The organism is Tenacibaculum sp. 1_MG-2023, from assembly GCF_030547425.1.
Lineage (GTDB): Bacteria > Bacteroidota > Bacteroidia > Flavobacteriales > Flavobacteriaceae > Polaribacter.
On the sequence record NZ_JAUORH010000005.1, the window covers coordinates 125,917 to 150,671 of the forward strand.

8 protein-coding genes are annotated in these 24,755 nt (G+C 32.9%); 1 reads left to right on the forward strand and 7 read right to left on the reverse strand.

Annotated elements, in window-relative coordinates; all coding sequences use genetic code 11:
* Positions 1–187: 187 nt before the first annotated feature.
* The 5 genes from Q4517_RS05465 to Q4517_RS05485 form a co-directional block, all read right to left on the reverse strand.
* Positions 188–1,693 (reverse strand): calcineurin-like phosphoesterase C-terminal domain-containing protein, encoded by a 1,506-nt coding sequence (locus Q4517_RS05465; RefSeq protein WP_303507123.1) that lies wholly within the window; start codon positions 1,691–1,693, stop codon positions 188–190.
* On the reverse strand, positions 1,686–3,488 hold the full coding sequence (locus Q4517_RS05470; protein ID WP_303507125.1) for an alkaline phosphatase: 1,803 nt from the start codon (positions 3,486–3,488) through the stop codon (positions 1,686–1,688). The genes Q4517_RS05465 and Q4517_RS05470 overlap by 8 nt, the downstream gene beginning before the upstream one ends.
* 74 nt (positions 3,489–3,562) lie before the next feature.
* Positions 3,563–5,146 (reverse strand): RagB/SusD family nutrient uptake outer membrane protein, encoded by a 1,584-nt coding sequence (locus Q4517_RS05475; RefSeq protein ID WP_303507127.1) that lies wholly within the window; start codon positions 5,144–5,146, stop codon positions 3,563–3,565.
* A 19-nt stretch (positions 5,147–5,165) separates the two neighbouring features.
* Positions 5,166–8,234 (reverse strand): TonB-dependent receptor, encoded by a 3,069-nt coding sequence (locus tag Q4517_RS05480; protein WP_303507129.1) that lies wholly within the window; start codon positions 8,232–8,234, stop codon positions 5,166–5,168.
* A gap of 176 nt (positions 8,235–8,410) precedes the next feature.
* Complete coding sequence (locus tag Q4517_RS05485; RefSeq protein WP_303507131.1) at positions 8,411–12,121, reverse strand: two-component regulator propeller domain-containing protein; 3,711 nt, start codon at positions 12,119–12,121, stop codon at positions 8,411–8,413.
* Positions 12,122–12,392: 271 nt separating this feature from the next.
* On the opposite strand from Q4517_RS05485, the gene Q4517_RS05490 reads away from it, so the two are divergent.
* Positions 12,393–12,569, forward strand: coding sequence for a hypothetical protein (locus tag Q4517_RS05490; protein WP_303507133.1), 177 nt, complete (start codon positions 12,393–12,395; stop codon positions 12,567–12,569).
* A 60-nt stretch (positions 12,570–12,629) separates the two neighbouring features.
* Here the strand turns inward: Q4517_RS05490 and Q4517_RS05495 are convergent, their stop codons facing one another.
* Both Q4517_RS05495 and Q4517_RS05500 read right to left on the reverse strand, forming a co-directional pair.
* Complete coding sequence (locus tag Q4517_RS05495; RefSeq protein WP_303507135.1) at positions 12,630–23,375, reverse strand: LysM peptidoglycan-binding domain-containing protein; 10,746 nt, start codon at positions 23,373–23,375, stop codon at positions 12,630–12,632.
* Between the two features lie 20 nt (positions 23,376–23,395).
* Complete coding sequence (locus Q4517_RS05500; RefSeq protein WP_303507137.1) at positions 23,396–24,754, reverse strand: hypothetical protein; 1,359 nt, start codon at positions 24,752–24,754, stop codon at positions 23,396–23,398.
* Position 24,755: the final 1 nt, after the last annotated feature.

The following is a 24,755-nucleotide window of genomic DNA, read 5'->3' on the forward strand; positions in this document are numbered from 1 at the left end:
AAACGGTCATTTCGAAGAAGCGATTTTATGAGCGACTGAGAAATCTCATGAATGGGAGTTAATCTTAACTTTGAGACCTCTCAACTTACTTCGTAAGCTATCTTCGAGGTGACTGAAACCAAGAAAAAGATTTCTCAATTGTAACCTCTTTCGAAATGACCGTTATCGAGAAACTCCCCTTCTTTTGTTATTGCTTGTAAAAAACTCTTACGTCTTCTGCTTGTAATTTTAATAAGTCGTCTTTCACTCTAACTCTTATTAAATGCATTTCTTTTGAAAGGTTTTCAGATATTTTAAGCCTCCATAGGTGTTTACTTTTTGTAGTTGGTTTGGGCATTTTAGATAGTTTTTGTCCTTTATACCTTCCTAATTCTTGCAGTAAATAAAATCTTTTTAACTCTGGTGCTACTCCTTGATAATACTCCATAGATTGCCATGTTGTACCATCAAAAGAAACCTCAACTTTTGTAGATTCTCCTCCTGCAAACACATTCGCATATACATAAGGTTCATTTAAAATGTTCATTTCTGTATCCCATCCTTTGTTCTCTGGAACCCAAATATGCATTTGCTTTTCTATAGGTGCTCCTGAAACCTTATAACTAAGATGATAATCTTTGTCTTCTGTTTCTAAGAACCAATATCCTTTTGGGGTACCATCATACATCATAGCAAAAGGAACTCCATGAATATCGTGTGCTCCCTGCCACCAAGCACCACAAACCGCTCCTCCTACTAGCTGATGTACTGCTTGTTTCTGATTTCTTTGAAAGTAGCTATGGTATTGTGTATGTGTATGCCCCGCAGCAACCAATACTTTGTCAAAAGGATTCATTAATGATATGAATTCTTCCTTATTACTTGTATACTCCAAAGGGATATGCGTAAAAACTTTTATTGAGTTATACTTGGTTGCAAACTTCTTAGTAATGTGAGACACAAATGTTAATTGATCTTCATCAAACTTACCTATATACTCACGATTATTTATTGGGAAATTGTTGTTGAGCACCAAAAACAGGTTGTTTCCGTATTCAAAAGCATAGTACGAAGGTCCAAACGAAGCTTCGAAGGTTTTATCTCTGTTAGAAAACTCTTGTTCTCCAAAGTTTAAATCATGATTCCCTATTACATAAAATACTGGAACTCCAACTAGTCCTAAGGTTTCTGATAATGGTTTAAATATGTCAAGATTATCAAACGAAAGATCTCCTAATGGAATTATTAAGTCGGGTTTATTCTTAACCAGCTCTTCTGTAACTAGTTTGCTTACATGATGAATATCGTCAATTACATCTGATTGAGGATCTCCTAACAACGCTATTTTCACCTTGTCTTTTTCCTTATTAGTATATAACGGAAAATCAAATGATTTTTTATTAGTTAACTCTTGAGATAAATAGTAAAACTTCAAGTTGTTTTGTGGGGTACGTGGTGAAACATACCCCTTTGGTTTGACAACAAATAGTGGATTATTTTGTAAAGGTTTTATTTTATAAATTCCTTTAGAATTGGTTGCTACAACATCTTTTCCATTGCTTACAAGTATACCTTTAAGAACTTTATCTCCTTTGTCATAAATTCCATTTTGATTCTTATCATGATAAACTCTTCCTAAAATTTTAGGCGATTGCCCTAAAGCTACTTGCACCATAAGCACTAATAAACTGAAAATAAATATTGATTTATTCATTGGTTTTTATCTTTAAGACTTCTAGAATCTTCCCTAAAAGATCGCTATTTTCATAAACTCCTTGTAACTTATCTGATTGTGGACCGTATGCAAACAAAGGCACCATTGCTCCTGTATGATCGTGAGTAGTAAAGTCTCCTTCAATCATATGGTTTTCTACATTTCCTTGTGGAATAGAAAATCCTGAAGTTTCATGATCTGCTGTAACAATTACTAAGGTATTTTTATTAGCATCTGCAAATTTTATCGCTTCAGTTACCGCCTTGTCAAAATCAATTCCTTCTGCTATAATTCCATGGGTATCGTTAAAATGTCCATAACTATCTATTTGAGCTCCTTCTACCATTAATAAAAATGGTTCTTTTTTCGAGTTTAAAAAAGACAAACTACGTTGGGTTGCCTTTGCTAAAAAATTACCTCTTCCTTGCTTGATTCCTGGCATGCCTCCTTCTGCTGTAAAAACTCCTACTTTTTCTTCATCGTTAGTAATTTCTTCAATAGTATTTTTAATACTGAAGGGCATCGTTTGTTTATTTAAGAAGTGTTTTGCTCCACCACCTATAAACAATGAAATCTCACTTTTTTCAAGATCTGTAGCTATTTGTTGCATATGTGATCTATCTTTTTGATGTGCGTAAAAAGCCGATGGAGTTGCTCCTGTAATTTCATCAGTAGTAATTAAACCTATATTATAATTGTATTCTACTAATAACTCACTGATGTTTTTTACTGGTTTACCATCTGGTCCTACACCAATTGCTCTATTGTATGTTTTGGTTCCTGTTGCTATAGCTGTACCTCCTGCAGCAGAATCTGTTGTAAAATCGTCTGAAGATTGTGTTTTTAAAAACCCAACACTTCTTAATTGAGTTAATGTTAAGTCTCCACCATTCGCCAAAGCTGCTGCTGAAATTTGAGATACTCCATTTCCATCACCAATTAATAAGATGATGTTTTCTACTTTTTTGTTTTTTTGATCGTAGGCAAATGTAGGTTTATAAACTTCTGATTTTTCTTTATTGAAACTTATCCTTTTTGATAAACTTTTTAGATATTTAGTAGCTTCAAAAGGTTGATCGGTATTTATGAAATCAACTTTTAAATCTGTAAAAACTTTCCAAGCTGACTCAGAATCTGGGGCTCCCCAAAAACGGAAAGGTTTATTTAAATTGTGTGCTGTTTCAATTACTTTTTTTACTCTTTTAAGATCATCTGCAACCATTCTTCCTTTTCCGTTCCATACAGAATAGTTTTTATAATCAACACTGATTAACCCAACCTTATTCCAAGCTTCTTGGTTTAAAATTTTGGTTAGTTTTTGATGATCAAACTGTATATAATCTGGATAATCTGCATAGTCTTTAACTTGTGGTTTTCCGCCTGAGATTACAAACTGTATATTTTTGTTTTTAGTAAGATCTGGGTATCCTTTTAAAGTTTTTACTAAGCGATTTAGTGTACTATAAGGTTCTGACTTTACATCTATTAACAACTGTATTTTATGTGTAAGTTGAAGATCATTTTTTAACGCTGTTCGTAAAGACTCTAAATAAAGTGATTCTATAGTATGCTTATTAATAATTTCAGCTGTTTCGTGTGCTACAAATAGGGTGTTATTTTTTAATATTACATCTATTTCTAAAGAATGAACTCCTGCTGCATAGGCTTTCCAAAAAGGAACAGATTGTTTATAATCGTTGTGAGAATGTACTTTATAAGTATAATTTGAGGTTTGTGCTTGTATAGCTCCTACCCCTAATATTAGGTATAAAAATATCTTTTGAATAAATTTCATTTTATGCATTTATAAAAAAGATGTCGCCTTAACGACATCTTTTTGTTAAACTTAAATTAAAAAAATGACTAAAATTACCATCCTATGTTTTGCTTAATTCCTGAAGAGATAATCGCTTCATTAGGAATTGGCCATACATGCATATAACTAGGGTCAAAATTTCTTGCTTGCCACACTTGTTCAACAGTGTAATCTGAATCTGGGTTTGATCTATCTGTGTGAATTCTACCATACAAAGGTTTACTATATACTTCAGCAGCATCTCCCCAACGTACTAAATCGTAGTGTCTGTTTGCAAACTCACCAGCAAACTCAACTCGTCTTTCGTGTTTTATATCTTCTAATGTAGCATTGGTAACTGGAGCTAATCCTGCTCTTTCTCTTACGCTGTTTAGATCAGCATCTCCGTTTCCTCCTTGTTGTATTAATGCTTCCGATTTCATTAACAATATTTCTGCATAACGCAGTATTGGAGTATTATATAGTGTTGTTGGTGAGTTACCGTTGGAATTTATATAAGCTCCTACTGGATTTTCAAATGTATACTCATACATGTATTTGTTGAACTGAAACCCTGATAGTGAGTTTTCTGACTGGTATCTTTTTGTTTCTCCAAAAAATTCAAATTCGTCTCCAAATTTTAAGATGGTTACTTCTCTTCTTGCATCGTTAGGTTCAAATTCGTTATACAGGCTTTCTGTTGGTGTATAATATCCCCAACCATTATATTGCCCCCAGCCTTTATTTTCTAACATTACACCTGGTAAAATACTTCCGCCTTCAACACCTGAATTAGCAGACCAAATATATTCACTCGTCCAGTTATTAAGATGACTGTGCAACAATCTGAAATCTTTTTTTGGATTATCTGTATCAATAAGTGCTCTACCTGATCCTGAATTTGTTACTGCATCACAATAAGTTACCACATTAGCATATTTAGAACTGTCATATTGTGCCCAATACAAATAGGTTTTTGCAATATACGCTAAGGCTGCATCTTTATGTGCTCGTCCGTAATCACCTTCTCCCATTTCAGTAAAAAGAGGTAATAAATCTGCTGCTCTTTTTAGGTCTTTAACAATAAATTCATAATTTTCTATGACGCTTTGTGGTCGTTTATAACTTCCTGCTTCATTGTTCATATTATCTTCGGTAACAATAGGGATACCTCCATTTTTATCATTATCTCCATAGGTATGTGCTAACCAGAAATAATGAAACCCTCTCATAAAGTAAGCTTCGCCTAACAAACGATTTTTAGTTGACTGACTAATATTCATTTTCGGAACATTTAAAATAACATCGTTCGCTCTCCTTATTATCTTATAACTTTGAGGATACATCCAAGAGGTATATCCTTCATCTCCTGTTATATTAAAATTTCTCACATTATCTGCTGTAGCATTTAGTCGCCCTGTTACCATATCATCTGATGCATTAATGTACCAAAAGAATCCTCTTCCAAACATATCATCATCTTTCATATAATAATATAAACTGTTTACTGCTTCCAAAGCATCTTGTTCTGTTTTCCAAAAGTTTTCATATGAAGTACTTCCTAATGGATCTAGATTTGTAAAGTCATCTGAACAGGAAACAAATCCTACTTGAATACTTACGATGTATGCAATTAGTTTTATATATGTATTTTTCATCTTCTTATTTTTTATTTTGTTATAATGACAATGATATTCCTGCTGAGATAGTTCTTGCTGAAGGATATCTACCAACATCTAATCCCTTACCTCCTACTTCAGGATCCATTCCACTATAGTTTGTGATTGTAAACAGGTTTTCTCCTGAAACATAGATTCTTAATGATGATTGACTTAATACAGAACTCATTTTACTTGTTGGTACTGTATAACCTAGTGTTACGTTTTTAAGTCGTAAGTAGGAAGCGTCTTCTAAGTACCAGCTTGAAGTGGTTCCGTACGTTTGATTATTATCTTGTGTAGACAACCTCGGAATGCTTGTATTTGTATTTTCAGGAGTCCAAGCATTTAACACTCCGTTGTCTAAATTATACCCTTGTTGAGAAGCGTTGAAAGCTGTAAACTTATATGCATTAAATACTTTAACACCTCCTACTCCTTGGAAATTCATATTTAAATCAAACCCTTTATAATCTAAATTTAACCCTAAGTTATAGGTTACTTCTGGTAAATAACTATCCATAAAAACACGGTCGTTATTATCTATTTTACCATCGTTGTTTGTGTCTTGAAACTTAAAATCTCCCGGTACTGCGTTGGGCTGTATTAATTGTCCATCTTTACTATGTGCATTGATTTCTTCTTGTGATTGGAAAATTCCTAAGTAAGGCACTAAATATGTAGCGTATAATTCTTTCCCTACTACAGACCTGTATGGATATAATGTGCTTCTAACATTATCTGAGTGTGCTATATAATCAATTCCACTACTGTTATAGCCATTAAGGTTCTTTAATTCATTATCAAGAAAACTAGCGTTTGCACTAATACTATAATTTAAGTCTCCTACATAATCTTTATACGAAACTGCAAATTCATATCCTGTGTTTTTAACTTCTCCTCCATTTACATCAGCAGCCGACGTTCCTTGGTGAATATCTTCTAGTCCAGGAATAATCATTCCTTTTGTTGTTTTCTCAAAATAATCGGCAACAATAGAAAGTCGATTGTTGAATAAATTCATATCAATTCCAAAGTCTAAAGATTCTGAAATTTCCCATTTAAGATTAGGGTTTGATTGTCTTCCTACATACGTACCTTTATCGTCTAAAGAACCATCTGCTCCTAAAATAACATTTGTGGTGTTTAAAGGAACATCAAAAGAGTAATATCCTACAGAGTTGATATTTCCTATTTGTCCCCAAGATGCTCTTACTTTTAAATTATTGATAGCTTTAATATTAAAGAAATCTTCTCCTGATATTTTCCATGCTGCTGAAGCTGATGGAAAATAGTCTGCCTGATTTTCTTTAGCTAAACGTGAGGTTTCATCTCTACGAATACTTCCTGATAAGAAATACTTACCTTTATAGTTATATAATACCCTTCCTATTGCAGAAGTTAAAGCATCCTCGTACACATCTATCTCTGGAGTTCTAATTACTGATGCATTAGACATGAATTGATTGAAAGGTTCTTCACTACTAAACCCTTCTCCTTGCTGGAAATAGTATTCGTAATCAGTAAACTGTGACGAGTAAACAGCGGTAAGATCTAAATTATGATTTCCAAAACTCTTTTTATAGCTTAATTGATTATCCCATACCCAACGCTTAGTATCTGAGTAACTCTGATATAAATAATTGTTTAAATTCGTTCTTCCTAACTCAGGAATTTTTGGAGAAAACTTTTTATATTTCGTATCCGTAGTACTATAACTATAACTCGTTTTAAACTTTAACCCGTCCGTAATGTCGTAGTTAAAATATACGTTAGCGTTTAAGTAATTAACAGGATTACTAATATCTGGACGTAACAACAAGGCTACAGGATTATATACGTCTCCGTAAGCTCCTGCATAATTTGATAAATTTTCTGGTACTACTCCACTAAAATTTCCGTTTGCATCACGAATAGGTGCAGATGACGGCATGTATAATGCATTTACAATACTACCTGAGTAAGAACTTGTTGAGTTTGTACCTACTGCTTCACTTCTTGAATAATACACATTTTCACCTATGGTAATATTATCTGTAAGGTGTATGTCTGTTTTTACTCTAAAAGAAAAACGTTCTGAATAGGTATTTAGTAATAATCCTTCTTTTTTATGATAACCAAAAGAGGTCATATAATTCATCTTATCAGTAGCACCACTTATATTCATATTGGTATTGTACATAGCTCCTGATCTAAAAATAGCATCCATCCAATTAGTACGTGTTACTTGACCCCATGGATTTTGTTCTGCTTCGTGAGCAGACTGTCTTGGAGCACCTGCATTATCTGCTGCCATATTATATACATCTGCTTGTTGCTTTGCATTTAAAGGTGTAGGTAATTTAGCTGCTGATTGCACACCGCTATAAAAGTCAAAACTAATTCTTGGTTTTCCTTTTTTCCCTTTTTTAGTTTCAATTACAATAACACCAGAAGCTGCTTGTGCTCCATAAATGGCAGCAGCTGCTGCATCTTTTAGTATTGACACCGATGCAATATCATTTGGATTAATCGATGGACCATAATAAGGCACACCATCTACAACCGTTAGTGGCTCTTCATTTGCAAAAGAACCATATCCTCTAATAACCACTCTACCATCTTCAGATGGATCTCCTCCTTGTTGCAAAACTGTTACCCCAGATACGCTTCCTTGAAGAAAATCATTTAACGTAGATACTGGTCTACTAGACATTGACTCAATATTTTCTACGGTTGAAATCGCTGAAGTAAGATCTCCTTTTTTTGCACTACCATAACCAATTAGCACTACTTCATCTAGTACACTTGATTCTTCATTAAGCGCTATTGAAAATTCTTGGTTTCCTAAAAAAGGAAATTCAGTTTTTTGAAACCCTATAAAAGAAACGATTAGAGTTCCTTTCCCTTTATTTACACTTAACGTAAACTTACCATCAAAATCGGTAGCTACTCCATTCTTACTTTGCTCTTTAACAAGAACAGTTGCTCCAGGAATGGGTTCACCGTCTATTTTAGATACAACTGTACCTTTTAAGATAGTTTGTGCTACCGTTCCGGAGACTACCCCGAAACATAATAACAATATAAATAAATAGTGTTTTTTCATTTGATAATTTAGGTTTTGATTCTGAGACGAATCTATTTCAAGATGCTTTTTAAAGAGGGTCAAATGGTTTCAAAAAGGAGTACTTATATTTCAAAAAGCCTCATAAAAACACCTTAATTCTTACACTTTTGTTTCAGTAACCTTCTGCTAACATTAGCCTAATCTGAAGCTAACTTTTATGCTACTACTTTTTGTTCTTTGTAAGCTTTAGGACTCATATTAAAATGCTTTTTAAATTGCCTGCTAAAGTATTTTGGATTGGCAAAACCACACTCAAAACTAATTTCTGAAATGTTTAATACATTTTGACCTAATAAGTGTTGTGCTTTTTGAAGTCTTAGGCTAATTAGCACTTCTGAAGGAGATTGTTTGAGTATTTCTTTAAAAACACGGTAGCATTTTACTTTAGATATTTCTAATTTTTCTTGAAGACTTTCAATATTAAAAGTATGATTGTGCAAGCACTCATGCATATAGGTAAGTGCCTTTTTTACTAGCTTTTCGTTTGGTGATAGTAATTGCTCGTCTTTATGATTCTCAATCCAACCGATGTGATTTTTTGTTTCAAACAGTTTTTTTCTACTACTTAGTAAGTTGGTTAGCTTTGCTTGTAAAAAAGTTTTACTTACTGGAAGTTGAATGGTAACATCTATTCCTAATTTAGTAATTTCTTCCATTTGAAAGTATCCAATTTCTTCTGATAGGTATAATATAGGATAGTTAGATAGTTTTATATTTTCTTTACGGTTTTCTAAGAACTGTACTACTTTATTTGTAAGTTTTACATCATAAAATACTATAGTATCTACATTGAGACTTGAAAGTGCTGAAAATAATTTATCTACATTGTTTTCAAATATTAAATGATAAGTTTCTTCTCCCAATAATGATTGTAATATCCCATAGTTCATTTCACTAGTCAATACCAACACTTTATGCTTGCCTTGTGGGAGCTCATTTATCATCCCTATATGATTCCACTGTATCATTGAGGCTTTTTCTGAGGTTACTTTGTGAAAGGGTACTTCTACCTTTATTGAAATAATTCCTTCTTCAGAATTATTTATATCCAACTTTCCATTTAATTCTAATAGTAAATCTTTCGCTGCTTTAAAATAAGGACTATAGCGTTGTAAACTTTTTATATTATTAACTAAAATACCACTATCAGAATTTACTTTTAGTATTAGTTTGTTTTCTTTTTCGGTATAGGTTATTTGTATGTTACTACCTTGATTACTATACTTTATAAAGTCATTGAAAATATATTTATAAAAAAGTTTAAAACGAAGTAAATCAATAGTTATCCACTTGTCTTCTACTTGGGTTTGATAGCTAAGGGTTATTTGTGATTGTAGTAATTTTCGTTCTAAATTTTGCGTTAAATAATCTAAGAATGTATTGATTTTTATTACGGATTTTTCTGTAGTGTTTATACGGTTTACTTGCTCTAGAAAATCCCACTCCGTTAATACATCTATCATGGTTTTCGCTTGACTAACTAATTTTGTTTGTATTTCATTTGGAATGTTATTTTGCTGACTATATTGTAGCATTTGCATTAATGGCTTTTTAAACTCTGCCAGTACAAACGTTTTAAATTTATCTATTTCAAAATCTTCGTTTTTTAATTTGTGATGTAAAGCCAGTACTTCTTCTTTTTGTTTGATAATTTTTCGGTTTTGGTTTTCGAGCTTTGCATTAGCTTTTATTAAGTCTTTCTTCTGCTTATTAATTATAGCTGTTCGTTCATTAATTTTTTGTTTAAGTTTTTCTTGGTAAATTTTATCTTTACGAACTTTATACCCTAAACCTAAAATGAGTATAATTACCCCTCCTGATGCTAAACTCCATGCAAACCAAGAGGTTTTATAAAAGGGTGGGGCTATTACTATTTTTATAGAAAATATATTTGTTTTAGAAGCACTTAAACTATTTTTCACTTCTAAAACATATTCTCCAGGTGGTATTTTCTTATATAAAATAGGGGTTGTTCTATACACTCTCCAATCTTTATCAAAGCCTTTCAACTTATATAAAATTAAATTTTTATGATTTTTTCGGTAGGCTACAGGAGTTATACCTAGGCTGATATTATTTTCTGAAAATGCTTTTTTAATAATATCTCTTCTATTCTCTACACCATCTATTTTTAAAACTAATTGAGGAAGTTGTTTATTAAAGTTTATTAATTCTGGAGCAAAATAATTTACGCCTTTAATTCCACCAAAATACAACACTCCTTTGGTATCTTGATAATAAGCTCCTTCTGAAAATTCTGGTGCTTGCCATCCTTCTTCTGGAGGTAATATATTTACTTTATAATTTTCTTTATTAATAGAAGCTAAACCTTTAGTTGTACTTACCCATACATTTTTTTCTTTAGGAATTACACTGTAAACCATATGACTTGGTAAGTTTTCTTTTTCTGAAATGGTCTTAATCACTCCTTTTTTACGATCAAAAACTGTTACTCCCCCCAAAGTTGCTATCCAATACAACCCTGTTTCTTCATCTTTATCAATACTATATACACTATTACCTGTTAAACCATTTTCTGTAGTAAGGTGATGTTTTTCTCCATTATTCCTATTAAATAGGATCATTCCATTATTTTCTGTTGCTAAAGCCAGTTCTTCACCATTAACAAAAACGTCTCGAATATGGTATGCTTTTAAAAGCTCGCTTCCTTCAACATCTTCAAACTTATTTTCTTTTGTGTTGAACACTGCAATTCCTCCCCAACAAGCAAACCAAATTCTACCATCGTTAGTTTCTGTCATTGCATAAATCCTATTTGCTGGTAGTAAAGGATTCTCTTTTGCTGCGTAATAAGACACTTTTGTTTTATTTATGTGAATTAGTCCTGCATAGGTACCAACCCAAATAGAACCGTCTGTTGCTGTATATAAACTACGTATTCTTTCCCAGTCTTTATTTTCTTTTGCTTTCTCTAATCGTTTTTTAATAAAACATTTGTCTGATTTACTATAGTTATATAATCCTTTGGTATAATAACCTAACCAAAGATTATTATCGTTGTCCATTGTTATAGCTCTTACAGTTTCATTAGGCAAATGTCTATATTCTACAGGATGGGGAGCAATAGTGTTTATATGTTCAGACCCAACGTAAGCCATACTTAATCCTCCATCTTTATGACCTAACCAGATGTTACCAAAGCTGTCTTCATAAATTTTTTCAATTTCATTTCCTGTAAAACTGTAAGGGTTATATAAATCGTAGGTATAGTGCTCTATTTTTGTTTCGTGAATATCTACCTGATTATTTCTTATTACATAAAGCCCACTTTTTCTTGTTGCATACCATATATTTCCTTTTCTGTCTTGATAAGATTCATTAATAATTACTTCAGGAAACTTGTTAAGTAATAATTGATCATTAATTAGTTGTTTGCTTGTTTTTACTTGTGTTTCGTTTACGTTCAGGAAACTCATTCCATCAAACTCTAAATATTGTCCACTTTTAGTTTCTACTACAAGATTATTTTTCTTTGACAGCTTTAGGTTAACGGGAGTTTCAGAAAAATAAAAATTTTGAAAGATTGATTGATTTACAAGCCTACTTACGGTATTATTATCTGTTAAACACCAAATTGTTTTAGTCCCATCTCTTTGTAGACTATAAATTACATTTCCTGCAAGAGAAGTTGAGTCGTTATTTATATGTTTGAAAACTTTAAAATCTTTACCATCATAACGATTAAGTCCATCCCAAGTGGCAATCCACAGTCGTCCTTTAACATCACTTATAATATCATTTACTGAATTATTGGAGAGTCCATCTTTCGTTGTTAATGTTTTAAATTTTAAAGATTGACCAAGACTAGTAGTAACTATTAAAAAAAAGAAAAAAAACAACCTCATACCAAACAATTTCATCTTTTATAACCAACAAAACTACTTTAGAGAAAACATAGATTAACCATAGTAAAATTAAGTTTTGATTACCTAAATGTTAATATTCCAACCTACCATATAACTAAGGATTGTTAACTAATTATAAATTATATTAATACTAAATTTTAGCCCTTTTTTATATTTATATAAAAAAGGGAAAGCCTTACTTATTTTACGGTTTTTAAAAAGTTTAAAGAGTACTAATATCCTATTTTTAAGAAATTTAAAACAACTAATTATGTTACAAAACATTTCAGCCTTAGGATTGACATTAACAAAAAAAGAACAAAAACTTGTTCTAGGTGGTGCATTACCAACATGTAGAGTGTGCTTTGATTATTGTAAATCTCAAAACTTTCAGACTAAAGAAGAGTTTAGTGCTTGTTTTTATGATTGCAAACAAGAGCTTTGTTAAATTTTAGAAGCGGACTTTCGTCCGCTTTTCTTTTATCTATATCTTTTTAAAATACTTTTCTTATAAGTTTTTTATGTACTTATAAGGTAATACTAAATTTGATAATTGTATTAGTGGTAGCTGAGTTTCGGTTACTTCAGAGAATACTGATAAATCAAATGAAAAATAGGCTTCTGTTGTTGTTGGTTTTTTATCTTCATACCATTTTTCTAGTGCTTTTGCTAACTGACATACAAAAGGTGTATTAGAAGTAATTTCTTCTGAACATCCCTCAGTCGGTATTGTATAATCTTCTGGAATTTTAAAAGAAAAAGGTGTGTATAATAACACTGGTAATTGAACCGGTGGTAAGTCACTTTTAGCTGTTTCTTGTAAATAGTAATTCCAATAGCTTGTTATCTTAATTGTTTGTTGATGTAATTGATCGTACGTAAAGAATGTTTTAAAGAATGTTGCCAAATGTTCTGACAAAGACATACTGCTTCCATTCTCATCTAAGATTTTAGCTATATTAATTTTGGTATTATTACTTAACAACGGTATTAGTTTATTAGAGAATCTAATTAAAGGAGTTCTGTAAATGAACTTAGGATTTGTAGGGTTGTCTTCCACCAATCCTTCATTTCTAATTACTGCAATTCCAGCCCATGTATTTTGGAACTGTAATACATTTAGTCCGTTTACCTCAACTGTTCTATTTGGTATTTCAAAAGAACAAGGATATCCTAAATACTCCTTTACCTTGGCTTTAGGGTCTTTTACGTACCAATACGAATTTTCAATTGGTGCTCCAGATTCATCCGTTGCTTGTACTCTTGTATAATTATTTATGTTAATTAATGGAACACTAGGAATCTCCGCCAGCTTAAATTCATTCATAAACAACTGCTTGTCTATTTCAGACATATCTTGAGGAAGCACTATACTTACTACCAAACGCTTACACTCTTCACCTCCTTGGCAATCACAAGTAGTAGTAAAATGTGGATCTTCTTTTTGTTGTATGATAAAATTATAAGCACTTGTAGTTTCTGTATCCCCCACTTGAGAAGCTTTATAAAGCATTGCTTTTTTATTATGTTCATCCCAAGCTAATGATAAATTATCAGTTAACTGCACCATAGCTTGCATTGCATAAAATGCTTTGTCAAGATTTGGATCAGTCTCATCAGATGTAGGAGATATAAGAGTTAAATACTTAGTCATATCATTTAACACTGATGACCATACATTTACCATTTGAGCCATATCATTGAATAAATTTCGTTTACTACTACGTTTAGCTTGTAGGTTATTATCCTGACTATCAAAAGTATTAAACCTAACATCAGAATAAATTTGGTCTTGTGCTGCTTGATCTTCAGAATAAGTGTACGTGAAATTCCATTCTGAAGCTTTCTCTAGAACTTCTTTCGTTGTATCACCTACTACTGACACTGCTTTACCTTCTTGAGTTGTTAGCGTTGGTGGTTTTGGATAATTACGAAGAACTATAGGAATATCTACAGTACCTAAAGACTGCTGTAAAGGAGATTTATCAAAATCAGGCTCTACTGTTTCAGCTAAATTAACAGGTACTATAAATGTTAACCATTTTGATGCTTGATATCCTTTTACATCTGGCACATCTGTAATATCAAATTCAACATGAGTAATTTGATAATCCATTCCTAGAGGCACTGTCGTAAACTCTTTTGTGTTTTTAGTAGAAAAGATAAAAGATATATCAGATGTTTTTTCTCCATCTTCATAATCTAACTGTATTTTGGCATTAGAAATTGAATACAGTTTACTATCTCCTTCTGTACTACTAACAATACTTGGAGTACCATATAAACGAGGAGCTATCTGATTTTGACCTTCTCTTGCTATTCCTGATTCGGCAGTAACTTCCATTTGTACCACTGCATTAACAGAATAAGTATTTCCTAACTGAATAAGTAGTTGTTGTTTAAACTTTTCTTGAGCATTTAATTTTCTTGTTTCATTTACTTCTGGTGCTGTAAGAATTGGCTCTACCTTAGTTGAAATAGTTTCTGCCAGTAATGATTTAGCTTTGGTTATGGCTTCAAGGTAAGATGTAGCATCACTATTTAAAGATTTTAAAAACTCTTTTTCTTCTTCAGATTTTAATTCGTCTACCAAAAATGCTGGCACTGCATATTCTGAACTTAAGAAAAGGTCAATTGCATCTAAACATTGTTTTCCCCAAATATCCATATCTACATCCGTAAAGTTCTTTACTGTACCTTTTTCACAATCTAGCCCTTTACCTGTTACATAAGAACATATTGGAACATCCTTTTTAGATACTAAGCTAGTGGAAATTGGTAAAGGCGCATAAAAAGATGCATTTAATAAACTATAAGTATAGATCTGTATCTTATATGTGGTAAACTCTTCTTGGGTAAGAACTCCTTGTAACGCTTCATCAAAACTAGCTTTACTCATATATATAGTTCCTACTAACGGAGTAATCTTATCTACTACAGAACTAGGAACACCTAGATTTGATAGTTTAGAAATTGAATCGTTTGTAAGTTCATAAGAACCTGCTGGCTCAACATTCCAATAAATACCATTGCCTGGTTTTAGTCCCATTCTTACAATGTAAATAGCTTCATTTTTCTGACTTCCAACCAACTCTTTATCTATACCTGTAGCTATTTTAAGTACGTATTCATTTTCTTGATAGAATGTTTTTTCAAAATTGACCGCAAATTCTGTTAATGAATGGTTTTGAACTTTTTCGTCTGTACTATTTTCTTGTTCAAGATTAGGAACATAGGTATTTGGCTGAACAACTGTATTAGTTGAAGTAACCGATGGACTATCTTTAAAATCGTTGTTAACAAAAGAAAGATCTCTTTCCATACGTAATGCCACTGTTAACTCAAAAATAGAAGCTGTTTCCAAGTTTTCTATTGCAACTGGTTGTTTTATTGAACTCATTGTTGGAGCTGTAGGAACCGATTGACAGTAAGCAATAGCATATAAATAAGCGTAAATTTCTTTTACAAAATTATTGATTGGTGCTAAGTCTACATCTGTTTCAATTCCTGGTAGCAATGAAGTGCTTAATAAAAGTGTAACCGTATTTTGATCTTCTACATAAGGATTAAATTGATTAATTTGATAGTATATGTTCGTATATACAGCTAAATCGTGTAATGCATTTTTTTGATACTCTGGTGCATCTGGATTATTAGGGTCAGATACGCAAGGTTTACCATCTGTATTTAGGTATCGTGTAACATCAAAAGAGAAATTTAATAACAATTCTCGGTCTGTATCATTTTCTAAGGTTACATCATAAGTGATAAACAAACTTGGCCATTGCGAGAACCCTTTTAATTCATCTAAATACCCTACCGCTACTGGTGGATTATTAAGAGGTGATTTTGTATTCAACTCTGGATTACTAAACGGTGTTACCGTTTCATTACCGTAATAATCAACCCAATCAAAATGTATTTGTAATGTGTTACCTATACCTCTATATGGATTGTCTTCTTTTTGAGGGAATCCTACCGGGTAAGAATTATTAGGGTTATCAACCGCATACTGTGCAATAGGTATTACTTGATTATAAGTCCAAGGCGAATTAGTATTCTCTTCATTTTGGTCTTTATCATTCGATGGACCTGAAGGTAAGCCTACAATACTTTTGTTAAAATATCTGTTAGCAACTACTTGGTAGCTTAATAAATTGTATAAGTTATTCAAATAGGTTTCTGCATATCCAGCATCACTTGGATTATCTGGAGGAGTTCCCGGATTTGTTCTACTTAACTCAAAACCTGCTGTACCTTGTTGTATTGATGATACTTTATGAACTACCTGATCAACTATAGCAAATGTTGTATTGACATTAAAAACAGCTGCATCTTTAATTATAAAAGATAATGTATCAACATCTATAAAATAATAATTAGCAATGCTCTGCATCGTATTACCTGGTGTACCTTCTCCTGTTGTTATTTGATAAGTAACTGTAGGTATTTCTACCAATTGCCACACAGGTAAACTATCCCAATTGTCAATACTTGGGTTAAGGCTCTTAACATCATCTGGATTTACATTAAAATATTCTGCAATGGCTGTTAAGTTATTAGACGGTGTATCAGTTGAAAGACCAACCTCATATTGCAATCCTTCCAATACAATTGGTTTTGCTGAGGTATTAAGTTTTACATCCGTTTCATTGAAGTTAGCGAGCTCACTAATTAATATGTTGTATTGAGATGAAATGCTTTGTAACGTTTCATTTGCTGAAGTCGTTGTATAGCTTAAATCTTTTTGGGCTTTAGATTCTGCATAAACGATAGAAGACGACGTATCAATTTTGTCTCCCGTTATAGCGCAGTTCATAAAATCTTTAAGAATATTATTATATGAATTGCTATAAGTAACCAATAATGATATTGTTCCATTTCCTGAACTATCAAAAATAGTATCAGGGAAACCAGTATTTCCTTCAATTTCGTTATATAATAAATAGTATCCTCCAGACCTCGTAATACTACATTCCCATAATAGTTTTACAAAATCGTATAATGTGTTTAAAACTCCATTAGGCTTTTCAGCTTCTTCTATTTCAAGACTTTTTTGTAATGATTTTAATTGTACTGGATTTGTTTCTGTTGATAAGTTAGATTGAACTATAAATGTTTTCATATTTAGATTTCCAACAGAAAGTAATCCATCACTTCCTTCATACAACCACTGTATATCCTCAATTACTCCTTGATTATTAGAAGAAGAATTAGGGTCTAAAATTCTTAATAATCTTTCTAAAATCTGTGTTCCTGATTCATTCGCTCCTATTAACTCATAAGTAAATGCACTTGTACCCGGGGCAGTATCGTCAGCCTGCTTTTTAATGTCTATTTCTAAAAGTGTAGACCATCCATAATACTCAGAGTTTTTATAATCCATTGCTCCAGTTGTGGCATTATATGTTCCTATTTGAATATCCATAGCTGAGCCAGCTCTTTTAGGTATCGCTATCTGTTGTATAAGACCTGATGGGAAATTCCAAATTAGTGGAGATATTTCAGTTTGTCCTCCCAAACTACCATAAGGAAGGGTTACCTCTCCTGAGGTACTCCACTGGGTAACTGTTTGAAATGTATATTGAACAGGAATTAAGTTATAAGGCTTCATAGCGGCCAGGTTTAAAATATTTGGCTCAATACCTGTTTGTTGAGCATAAGTAACCACAGTAGCTATTTGTGATATGTCTTCTGGAGTTAACTGTATTGGTAGTGTCGCTTTTTTAGGATCTCCTGAAGGAACTTCTCCGTTAAATTGCAACCAACTTAATGTAGTGTTGATTAAATTAATCGTAAACCCTTCTTTAACGTCACTTGGTATTTCAAATTGCTGTCCAGTTAATCGATATAATGCACAATCATCACCTGTACATGGAGAGTTTGCATCGAGTGTTAAACCTGGTAAGGTAGTTGGCAACCTCATTCCATGAAGTTGGTATCTCGATACCATACCTGATAATTGTGTATATGATTGTTTTGCTTTGAAATAATCTAATATACTTTGTACATCTAAGCATCTTAATTCTGGTATGTTTGCTGTACTGTAATTATCTGAATCATAAAATAAATTATTGATTTGTTGGTTATGATAATTTGTTCCTAAAACCTCAGAGGTTGTGTTATATTTTTGAGCTATTTTACCTAAAGTTTCTGCATCATCTGGATTACTAAAAGTAGCAGTTGTGTGAACAAAAGGTTGAATTAATAATACCCCTAATGGTTGTACTTGCAATGATTGAACTTCTGCATCATTAGCAAGATCATTTACTGTTACTGTATTAGTAGGTGTACTTAGTTTTTTTGCAATCCCTGTTAGGGTATCTCCAGGTACAATTTCATAGGTAATACTATCATAAACAAATGAATCACCTGATATAAATAGTCCTGGAACAGATTGGTTTTGTAATAATAAATCAACTACTGAAATATTATTAAATGTGGTACTAGCTACACTAGTAAAGGTGTCTTCGCTTTTTGCTGTATAATTTGCAGCAGCAATAATCAAGTTTGCTTCCGTAGTTAAAAGTGTATTTTTCTGGAAACTTGAATCATTCGCTAAATCTGCTACGGTAGTTTGTAATCCCGTAGCCACCTCATTAATAGTATCAGTCACTTTTACTGTATAAGTCTTAGCGTCATACGTAATTTCTTGAACTTGTAATAATCCTGGAATGGCTGCATTTTGTGTAATCAGTAATGCTGTTTCTAGGGCGTATTTAGCTCCGATAGAAACAAAATTGTCACCATCAAGAATAGTGTACATTACTCCAGTAATTTGAATATCAATTCCACCATGTAAAGGATGAGATTGGTTGGCCTTAGAAAGGCTACTTACCTCAACAGCATTGATTGTTCCATCAGAAGTGCTTATACTATTAGCCCAGTTTGCCATGGCATTTAGACTGTTACCTTTAGATAATGGATATGTGTAATTTTTTAATGCATCTTCTGCGTATCCTATAAGTTGTTTTCCTATAAGTACAAAGTAGTCTTCAAATACAAATGTTGATAAAGAATGTTCTACTGAGGTACTTTTTTTCAGAGCTGCGTTCGTATTTTCTTCAGATACTTTTACAGCTAATTCATTAAACCACTTTTTAACTTCAGATAAATACGCATCTGTTGCCATATTATACGTGCTAAAATCAACATCAACCCCTGCATCTGGAACAGATAATTCTAAATCGAAAAACATTGGGAATACGGCTGCTATTTCAGGTTTTGAACTTTCTGTAACGTTTTGAATGTTCACTGCTTCAAATGTATCTTCAAGGAATGATAATAGTTTATCTGTAGGAATTGGTAATGGAGTATCTTCATTTGACAACAGAGCTAGTAATAGCTGTAAATCGGCCGCAGAAACTGCTAATTCGTCTGCCGTAGCTCTCGTACTTTCTGTAGCTGTTTCATCTGCATAGTTTTGTATTAACCATCTAAAAAAGTCTTGACTTAAATATTCAAACGATGAAGTAACTGTACTATCTGAGTTTTCTGCATCAGGAGCATCAATCCAAAGTGAAGTGACATACTGCGCTGTTTGATTCTTTAAATCCCCATTTTCCGATCCAGCAACAGTTAAGTGTGGAATAAAATAGATGTTCAATGTAGGTGACTTTTCTTCTGTACTTACCACTAATTTAGAGCTGTAATGCATGTCTTTGATCGGTAATTCCGACAATTGGCTTGATTTTGCTGCATATACCAAAGCTCTTCCATCAACAGAATCTGAAAGTTGTCTGTTCCATGGAGCCATACTTGTTTGATCTGTACCAATAGTAAGATCTGTTCGTATTTCTGCCTTGAAGCTAAAGTTAATTTTAATAGAGAATAATCCTAAATTTATTTTTGCTGAAACTTGTACATCTACTGAAGCTACAATAGCCAGAGGCATTTTGTTATAAGCTTCTAAAGTTGCTTGTGCATATACTTTTACTGTTATATTTACAGATGCCGAAATAATTCCAAAATCTAAAGAACCATATAATTTACCAATTAACCCAAGAGTTCCTTGTAACCAATAGTAATAAGAAGTTTCTACTTCTGTCTTATTATTCTCTTGAAGAGTTCCTTGATATGGATGATATGTAGCAATTACTCCTTCTAAAATACCAAAAATTGTAATACTAAATCCAGCTTTTAATACTCCATAATTAATGCTATAACCAACACCTACTTGTAAACCAATTCCAAAAACAATTACTGGATTAAAATTACCATAATTAGTTTGTGGTACCTTTTTGCTAGTAGCGCTACTTAATTTCCCGAAGTAAAAACCTCCTGATCCCATTGCTGGAATTCCTGGTGGTACAATAGCCTGTAAGGTAAAAGATCTTGAAAAGTCAAGTTTATACGGAAATCCTATATCTACCATAAAATCACCATTGGTATAAATAGCTAAAGCAATAGAAGGAAGTGTAATATTAACTGCTCCAAACTGCAAATATCTCAAGGCGTCTGGTAGTGTAAGTGCTATTTGGTATACTCCTACTCCATCTGAGATTTTTTTATACATAATCTCAAAATCTAATCCCGCAAAAATTTTAGCTTTATCACCTGCCATGGCAATTCGTAAACCGTATAAGTTAGGGTCATTGAATACGGCTTGCATTTCTAATGTCCATACTGGTTTTTCTTTGGTACCAACATTAAGGATTCCAAAATCGGTACCTATTAACCAATTGGAGTTTTCATTAAATGAAAGTAACGAGTTTCCTGAACCAGGACCAATAGGTACTTTGCCTTTTTCTGGAGTATCAAATGCTTTTTCCATAGCATCTGTAACTTCTTTTATTGATTGGTATTGAGCTGCATTATTTAGCTCAACATGTTGCCCCATAGCTAATAAACGTAGCTCAAAATATTGCGTTCCTTGTCCAGGAACCTCTGGCATATTTTTTACATCTTGTCCTTTTTCTTTGTTAAAGACATTACTGTCGTTAACAGCTGGTACTACTGAACTACCATCAAATGCTATTTGAACACCTTGCGCATTTTTTGTTAGCTTAATACCATTGATTGTTATGAATATTAAATCAAGGCTTTTTGGTAATTTATAATCTACTACTACCTCCTTAGTATCTAAATCATAAGTAACCTTAAATCCATCTAAACTTATTTTATTGAGAATATCCCAAGGAGCATCTAATTCAAAGTTAGGATCGAACAGCATCTTCATAAATGAGGTAAGTAACGATCCTACACTCCAATTTTTAATCTCAAAAATGATCGTTCTACTTTCTCCCGCAACATTATATTTCGCTATAAATCCTTCCCATTCAATCATTAATAATTGGTCATCACCATCAAAATTATAACCAATTTTAACTTCAGCATTAAAGTATTCAAGTAAAACACTTCCCATTACACCGCCAGAATATTGCTTTCCTGCTGCTTTGGTTGCATCATATTTTAAGGCTAACGCCGCTGCAATATCAATTTTCTGATTAATAATAGGGAAAGTAAACTTCCACTCCACACTCGTTTTAACTTCATAAGAGCCTTTTTCTGCTCCATTTGGAATATCTGCTGTTAAATCAAAACTAGTAATTGACAAATCTGCTGGTAAAAAACTAGTTGGCAACTCAAAGCCTACTTTTTTAAACAAACCGTCCATCAATTGCCCTAAGTTTAACTTGTCACCTGCAGGCATATTTATGCTTAAATCCCACCCTCCATCTTCTGTTGAAGAATTATAGTTTACTGCTGATTGTAATCTTAGATCTCCGATAGTAAAAAGACCACTAATAGCAGCTGTATATACATTTGAACCTGTTCCAGTTACTGGAGAAGTAGAGGTAAGCTGTAATGCTGCATCAGTTAATGATATATTGGTTATAAGGTTCATTTCAATATCTCCTGATGCAAAAAATGCATAGTATTTACTATTGATATCCATATTGATACCAAACCCTGTAAACACTACACTTACCAAACTCTCAGGTATTTTTATAAAACCACCTGTTATGGCTGCTAATAAATCATTGATTGAAACGGTTCCATCAAAAGCTGCTGATAAAGTAAGATCAGAAGTAATTTCTACATCAAAACCTCCTTTGAATATGGTTGGAAAAAAATTTACTCTTGATGAAAAAAAGATACTCTGAGCATTGATTGTTCCTGGTCCTAATATCCACCAGTTTATATCAAACTCTTCAACCGAAAAATTATCAAAAAGGTTCCATGTACCAACTGACCCCACTTGTGCTGAAACACTATTTATTTGTACCCCATTAGTAAAGTTTAAGGAAGTTGTAAACCCTTTGAATGCAATACTATTTAAATACTGTTGCAATGTTGGAGGAATATTACTGAACCAATTATTTCCAGCCATTAATGAAAACATATTTAATGGTGTAAGTGGTTTTTGAGGATCTGACGATATTGCAATATCAAAATCTGATGATTTTGGAGCAACCGAAGTAGTGAAATCCACTTGAATATCTGACCCAAGATGCAACTGTAATTGAAAAAATAAAGAAGGTGTTTGACTTATTTCTGTTGTTGATTCTAAATCTTCTTCTACAACATCCTCTACAGATTCTATCTTGAAACCTACAGCAGGGTTACTTACTTCTAAAAACAAAAGAGATACAGGAGTAGCATTTATAGGTACAATAAGATTCATATCTGGATATAAATACTCCTTATTATCTACTTTTGATGGATCTAACATCCCTGTTAAAGGAAGTTTTGTACTTACCGACCATGATGTTAAAAAATCAACAACATCAGCTAACCAATCTGTAAGAGTTATCATAGCAGAGAAATTCTGCCCTTCAACTAAAGGGATGTCTGAATTTTGCCATTTAAAATTATCCTTTTGTTCTGTACTAAACATAAAAGATGGTGAAGTATAAGGTAACCCATCAAAAACACCTCCTGTCATATATTCCCAACTAGTCTTAAAAGTCCAGTCACTTAATGCTATTTGTATAGTAAACTGAGCTTCTCCTTTCTCATCAACAACAACCTTTAAAATAACATCTGTATTAGTTTTTTCTACATTTAAAATGTTTGCTTTAGCATTACTTATGGTCAATGTATTCCCTGCTGGATCTGGAATAGATGTTTCTGACGTATCTATCAATAAAAAAGTTCCTTCAGCTAACTGATATCCTTTAGATAATAACTCATCTAAGTTTTCTGGAGGTGTTAATTGAGAAGCAGAAAAAGTAGCAGCATTAATAGTGATATTTCCATTATTAGCAGCTGCCTGATCTCTAAAAGTGGTTGTTAAATTAGAAAGACTCATAATACGAGGTGTATATATTGTTATATATCTATAATTAAAGGAAGATGATCGCTGGTACTTCTTATATGACCATAGTTTGACCACCCTTTAAACTGGCTAAGGCCTCCAATAGTTCCAGGTGCTATCCCTCCATTTCCTCCCGGACCATTAGGAGGAAGAGGTAATGCTACAGGTAATCCAGCATTTGGTGTTCCAATAGGTATTTGATTCATTCTTGTAGGATATGCATAATGACCAGCAGGGGCTCCTCCAGGGGTAGGTAATACTCTATTATAAGGACTACCTGTGACCCTATTAATTATGGTCATATTTGTTGCAGGCCCTCCCGCATTAGCTCCATACCGAGTTAAAACATTGTCAATACTATCATATCCTTGAAAATTAGGATTACTTCCAATATATTCATATCCAGGATATCCATTCATAAACCAAGGTTTTGCTTTATTACTAGTTTTTATATGTGTAAAAACATACCCTTTATCTGGCCATCCGTTATTAGCTGTTGGATTTATGGCTCTAGTATATCCTGCACCTGCAGGTAAAAAATTAATGAGGTTATTATAGGCTATAGGCTCAAAGTAAGCATTGAAAATATTAACATTAAAATCTCCTACAATAATTCCTACTTCGTCTGCATTTAGATCATTTGTTATTTCTCTTACGTTGGAAAGCTGATTTGTACCATTTGCTGCTGCTACATTATTAGGTGGTGCATGATATGACAATAATTTTATAGTTCTATTATTAGCTGCCTCCCAAAATGTTGTTAAATATGGTGGTCGATTTCCAACTCCAGGAAATTGTAATCTATTCGGAGGCATTGCATTATCTGTAAAAAGCCATTGCCCTGCTAACCTATTAGAATTTATTCCTGCATTGATATTACCTCCAGGAACAGCTACTGCAGGTAAACAATTGTTCCAAGGAGCTGCGTAGGTCGCTAGATTTGGCGCTCCAATATTAGCTATAGAATCTGACGAATTTCCTCCACCTTGCCAGCCCCACGGACCGCTAAAATTAAGATTAGCACTGTTATAGTAGACAGATATTCCTTCTGAAACACCTCCTACACCAAGAATCAGAGGAGGTACTAGCATCCAGTTTACCCCAAGTGCAGCTCTAATTCTATTTAATAAATCCAAAGCTCCTTGGCTACCTCCTGCTGTCACAAGAGTTCCTTCAGCTCCTCCACCAGTAGAAGTCTCTACTATTACCAGAATATCTGGAGGATGGGCGACAATAGTATCCATAATATATTGTCTTCTATTTACAGATGCTGCTTGACCTGACAAAGAGCTTCCACGTTGCCTTTTTCTACTTGGGTTATTTATTTTATTAATACCAAACTGCTGTATATTCCAATAGAGTACTCTTGCCATA

Excerpts from the sequence above, each read along its gene's own strand:
- Q4517_RS05480 (WP_303507129.1), bottom strand. The coding sequence starts at position 8,234 with ATGAAAAAACACTATTTATTTATATTGTTATTATGTTTCGGGGTAGTC.
- Q4517_RS05500 (WP_303507137.1), bottom strand. The coding sequence starts at position 24,754 with ATGGCAAGAGTACTCTATTGGAATATACAGCAGTTTGGTATTAATAAA.
- Q4517_RS05485 (WP_303507131.1), bottom strand. The coding sequence starts at position 12,121 with ATGAGGTTGTTTTTTTTCTTTTTTTTAATAGTTACTACTAGTCTTGGT.
- Q4517_RS05475 (WP_303507127.1), bottom strand. The coding sequence starts at position 5,146 with ATGAAAAATACATATATAAAACTAATTGCATACATCGTAAGTATTCAA.
- Q4517_RS05495 (WP_303507135.1), bottom strand. The coding sequence starts at position 23,375 with ATGAGTCTTTCTAATTTAACAACCACTTTTAGAGATCAGGCAGCTGCT.
- Q4517_RS05465 (WP_303507123.1), bottom strand. The coding sequence starts at position 1,693 with ATGAATAAATCAATATTTATTTTCAGTTTATTAGTGCTTATGGTGCAA.
- Q4517_RS05490 (WP_303507133.1), top strand. The coding sequence starts at position 12,393 with ATGTTACAAAACATTTCAGCCTTAGGATTGACATTAACAAAAAAAGAA.
- Q4517_RS05470 (WP_303507125.1), bottom strand. The coding sequence starts at position 3,488 with ATGAAATTTATTCAAAAGATATTTTTATACCTAATATTAGGGGTAGGA.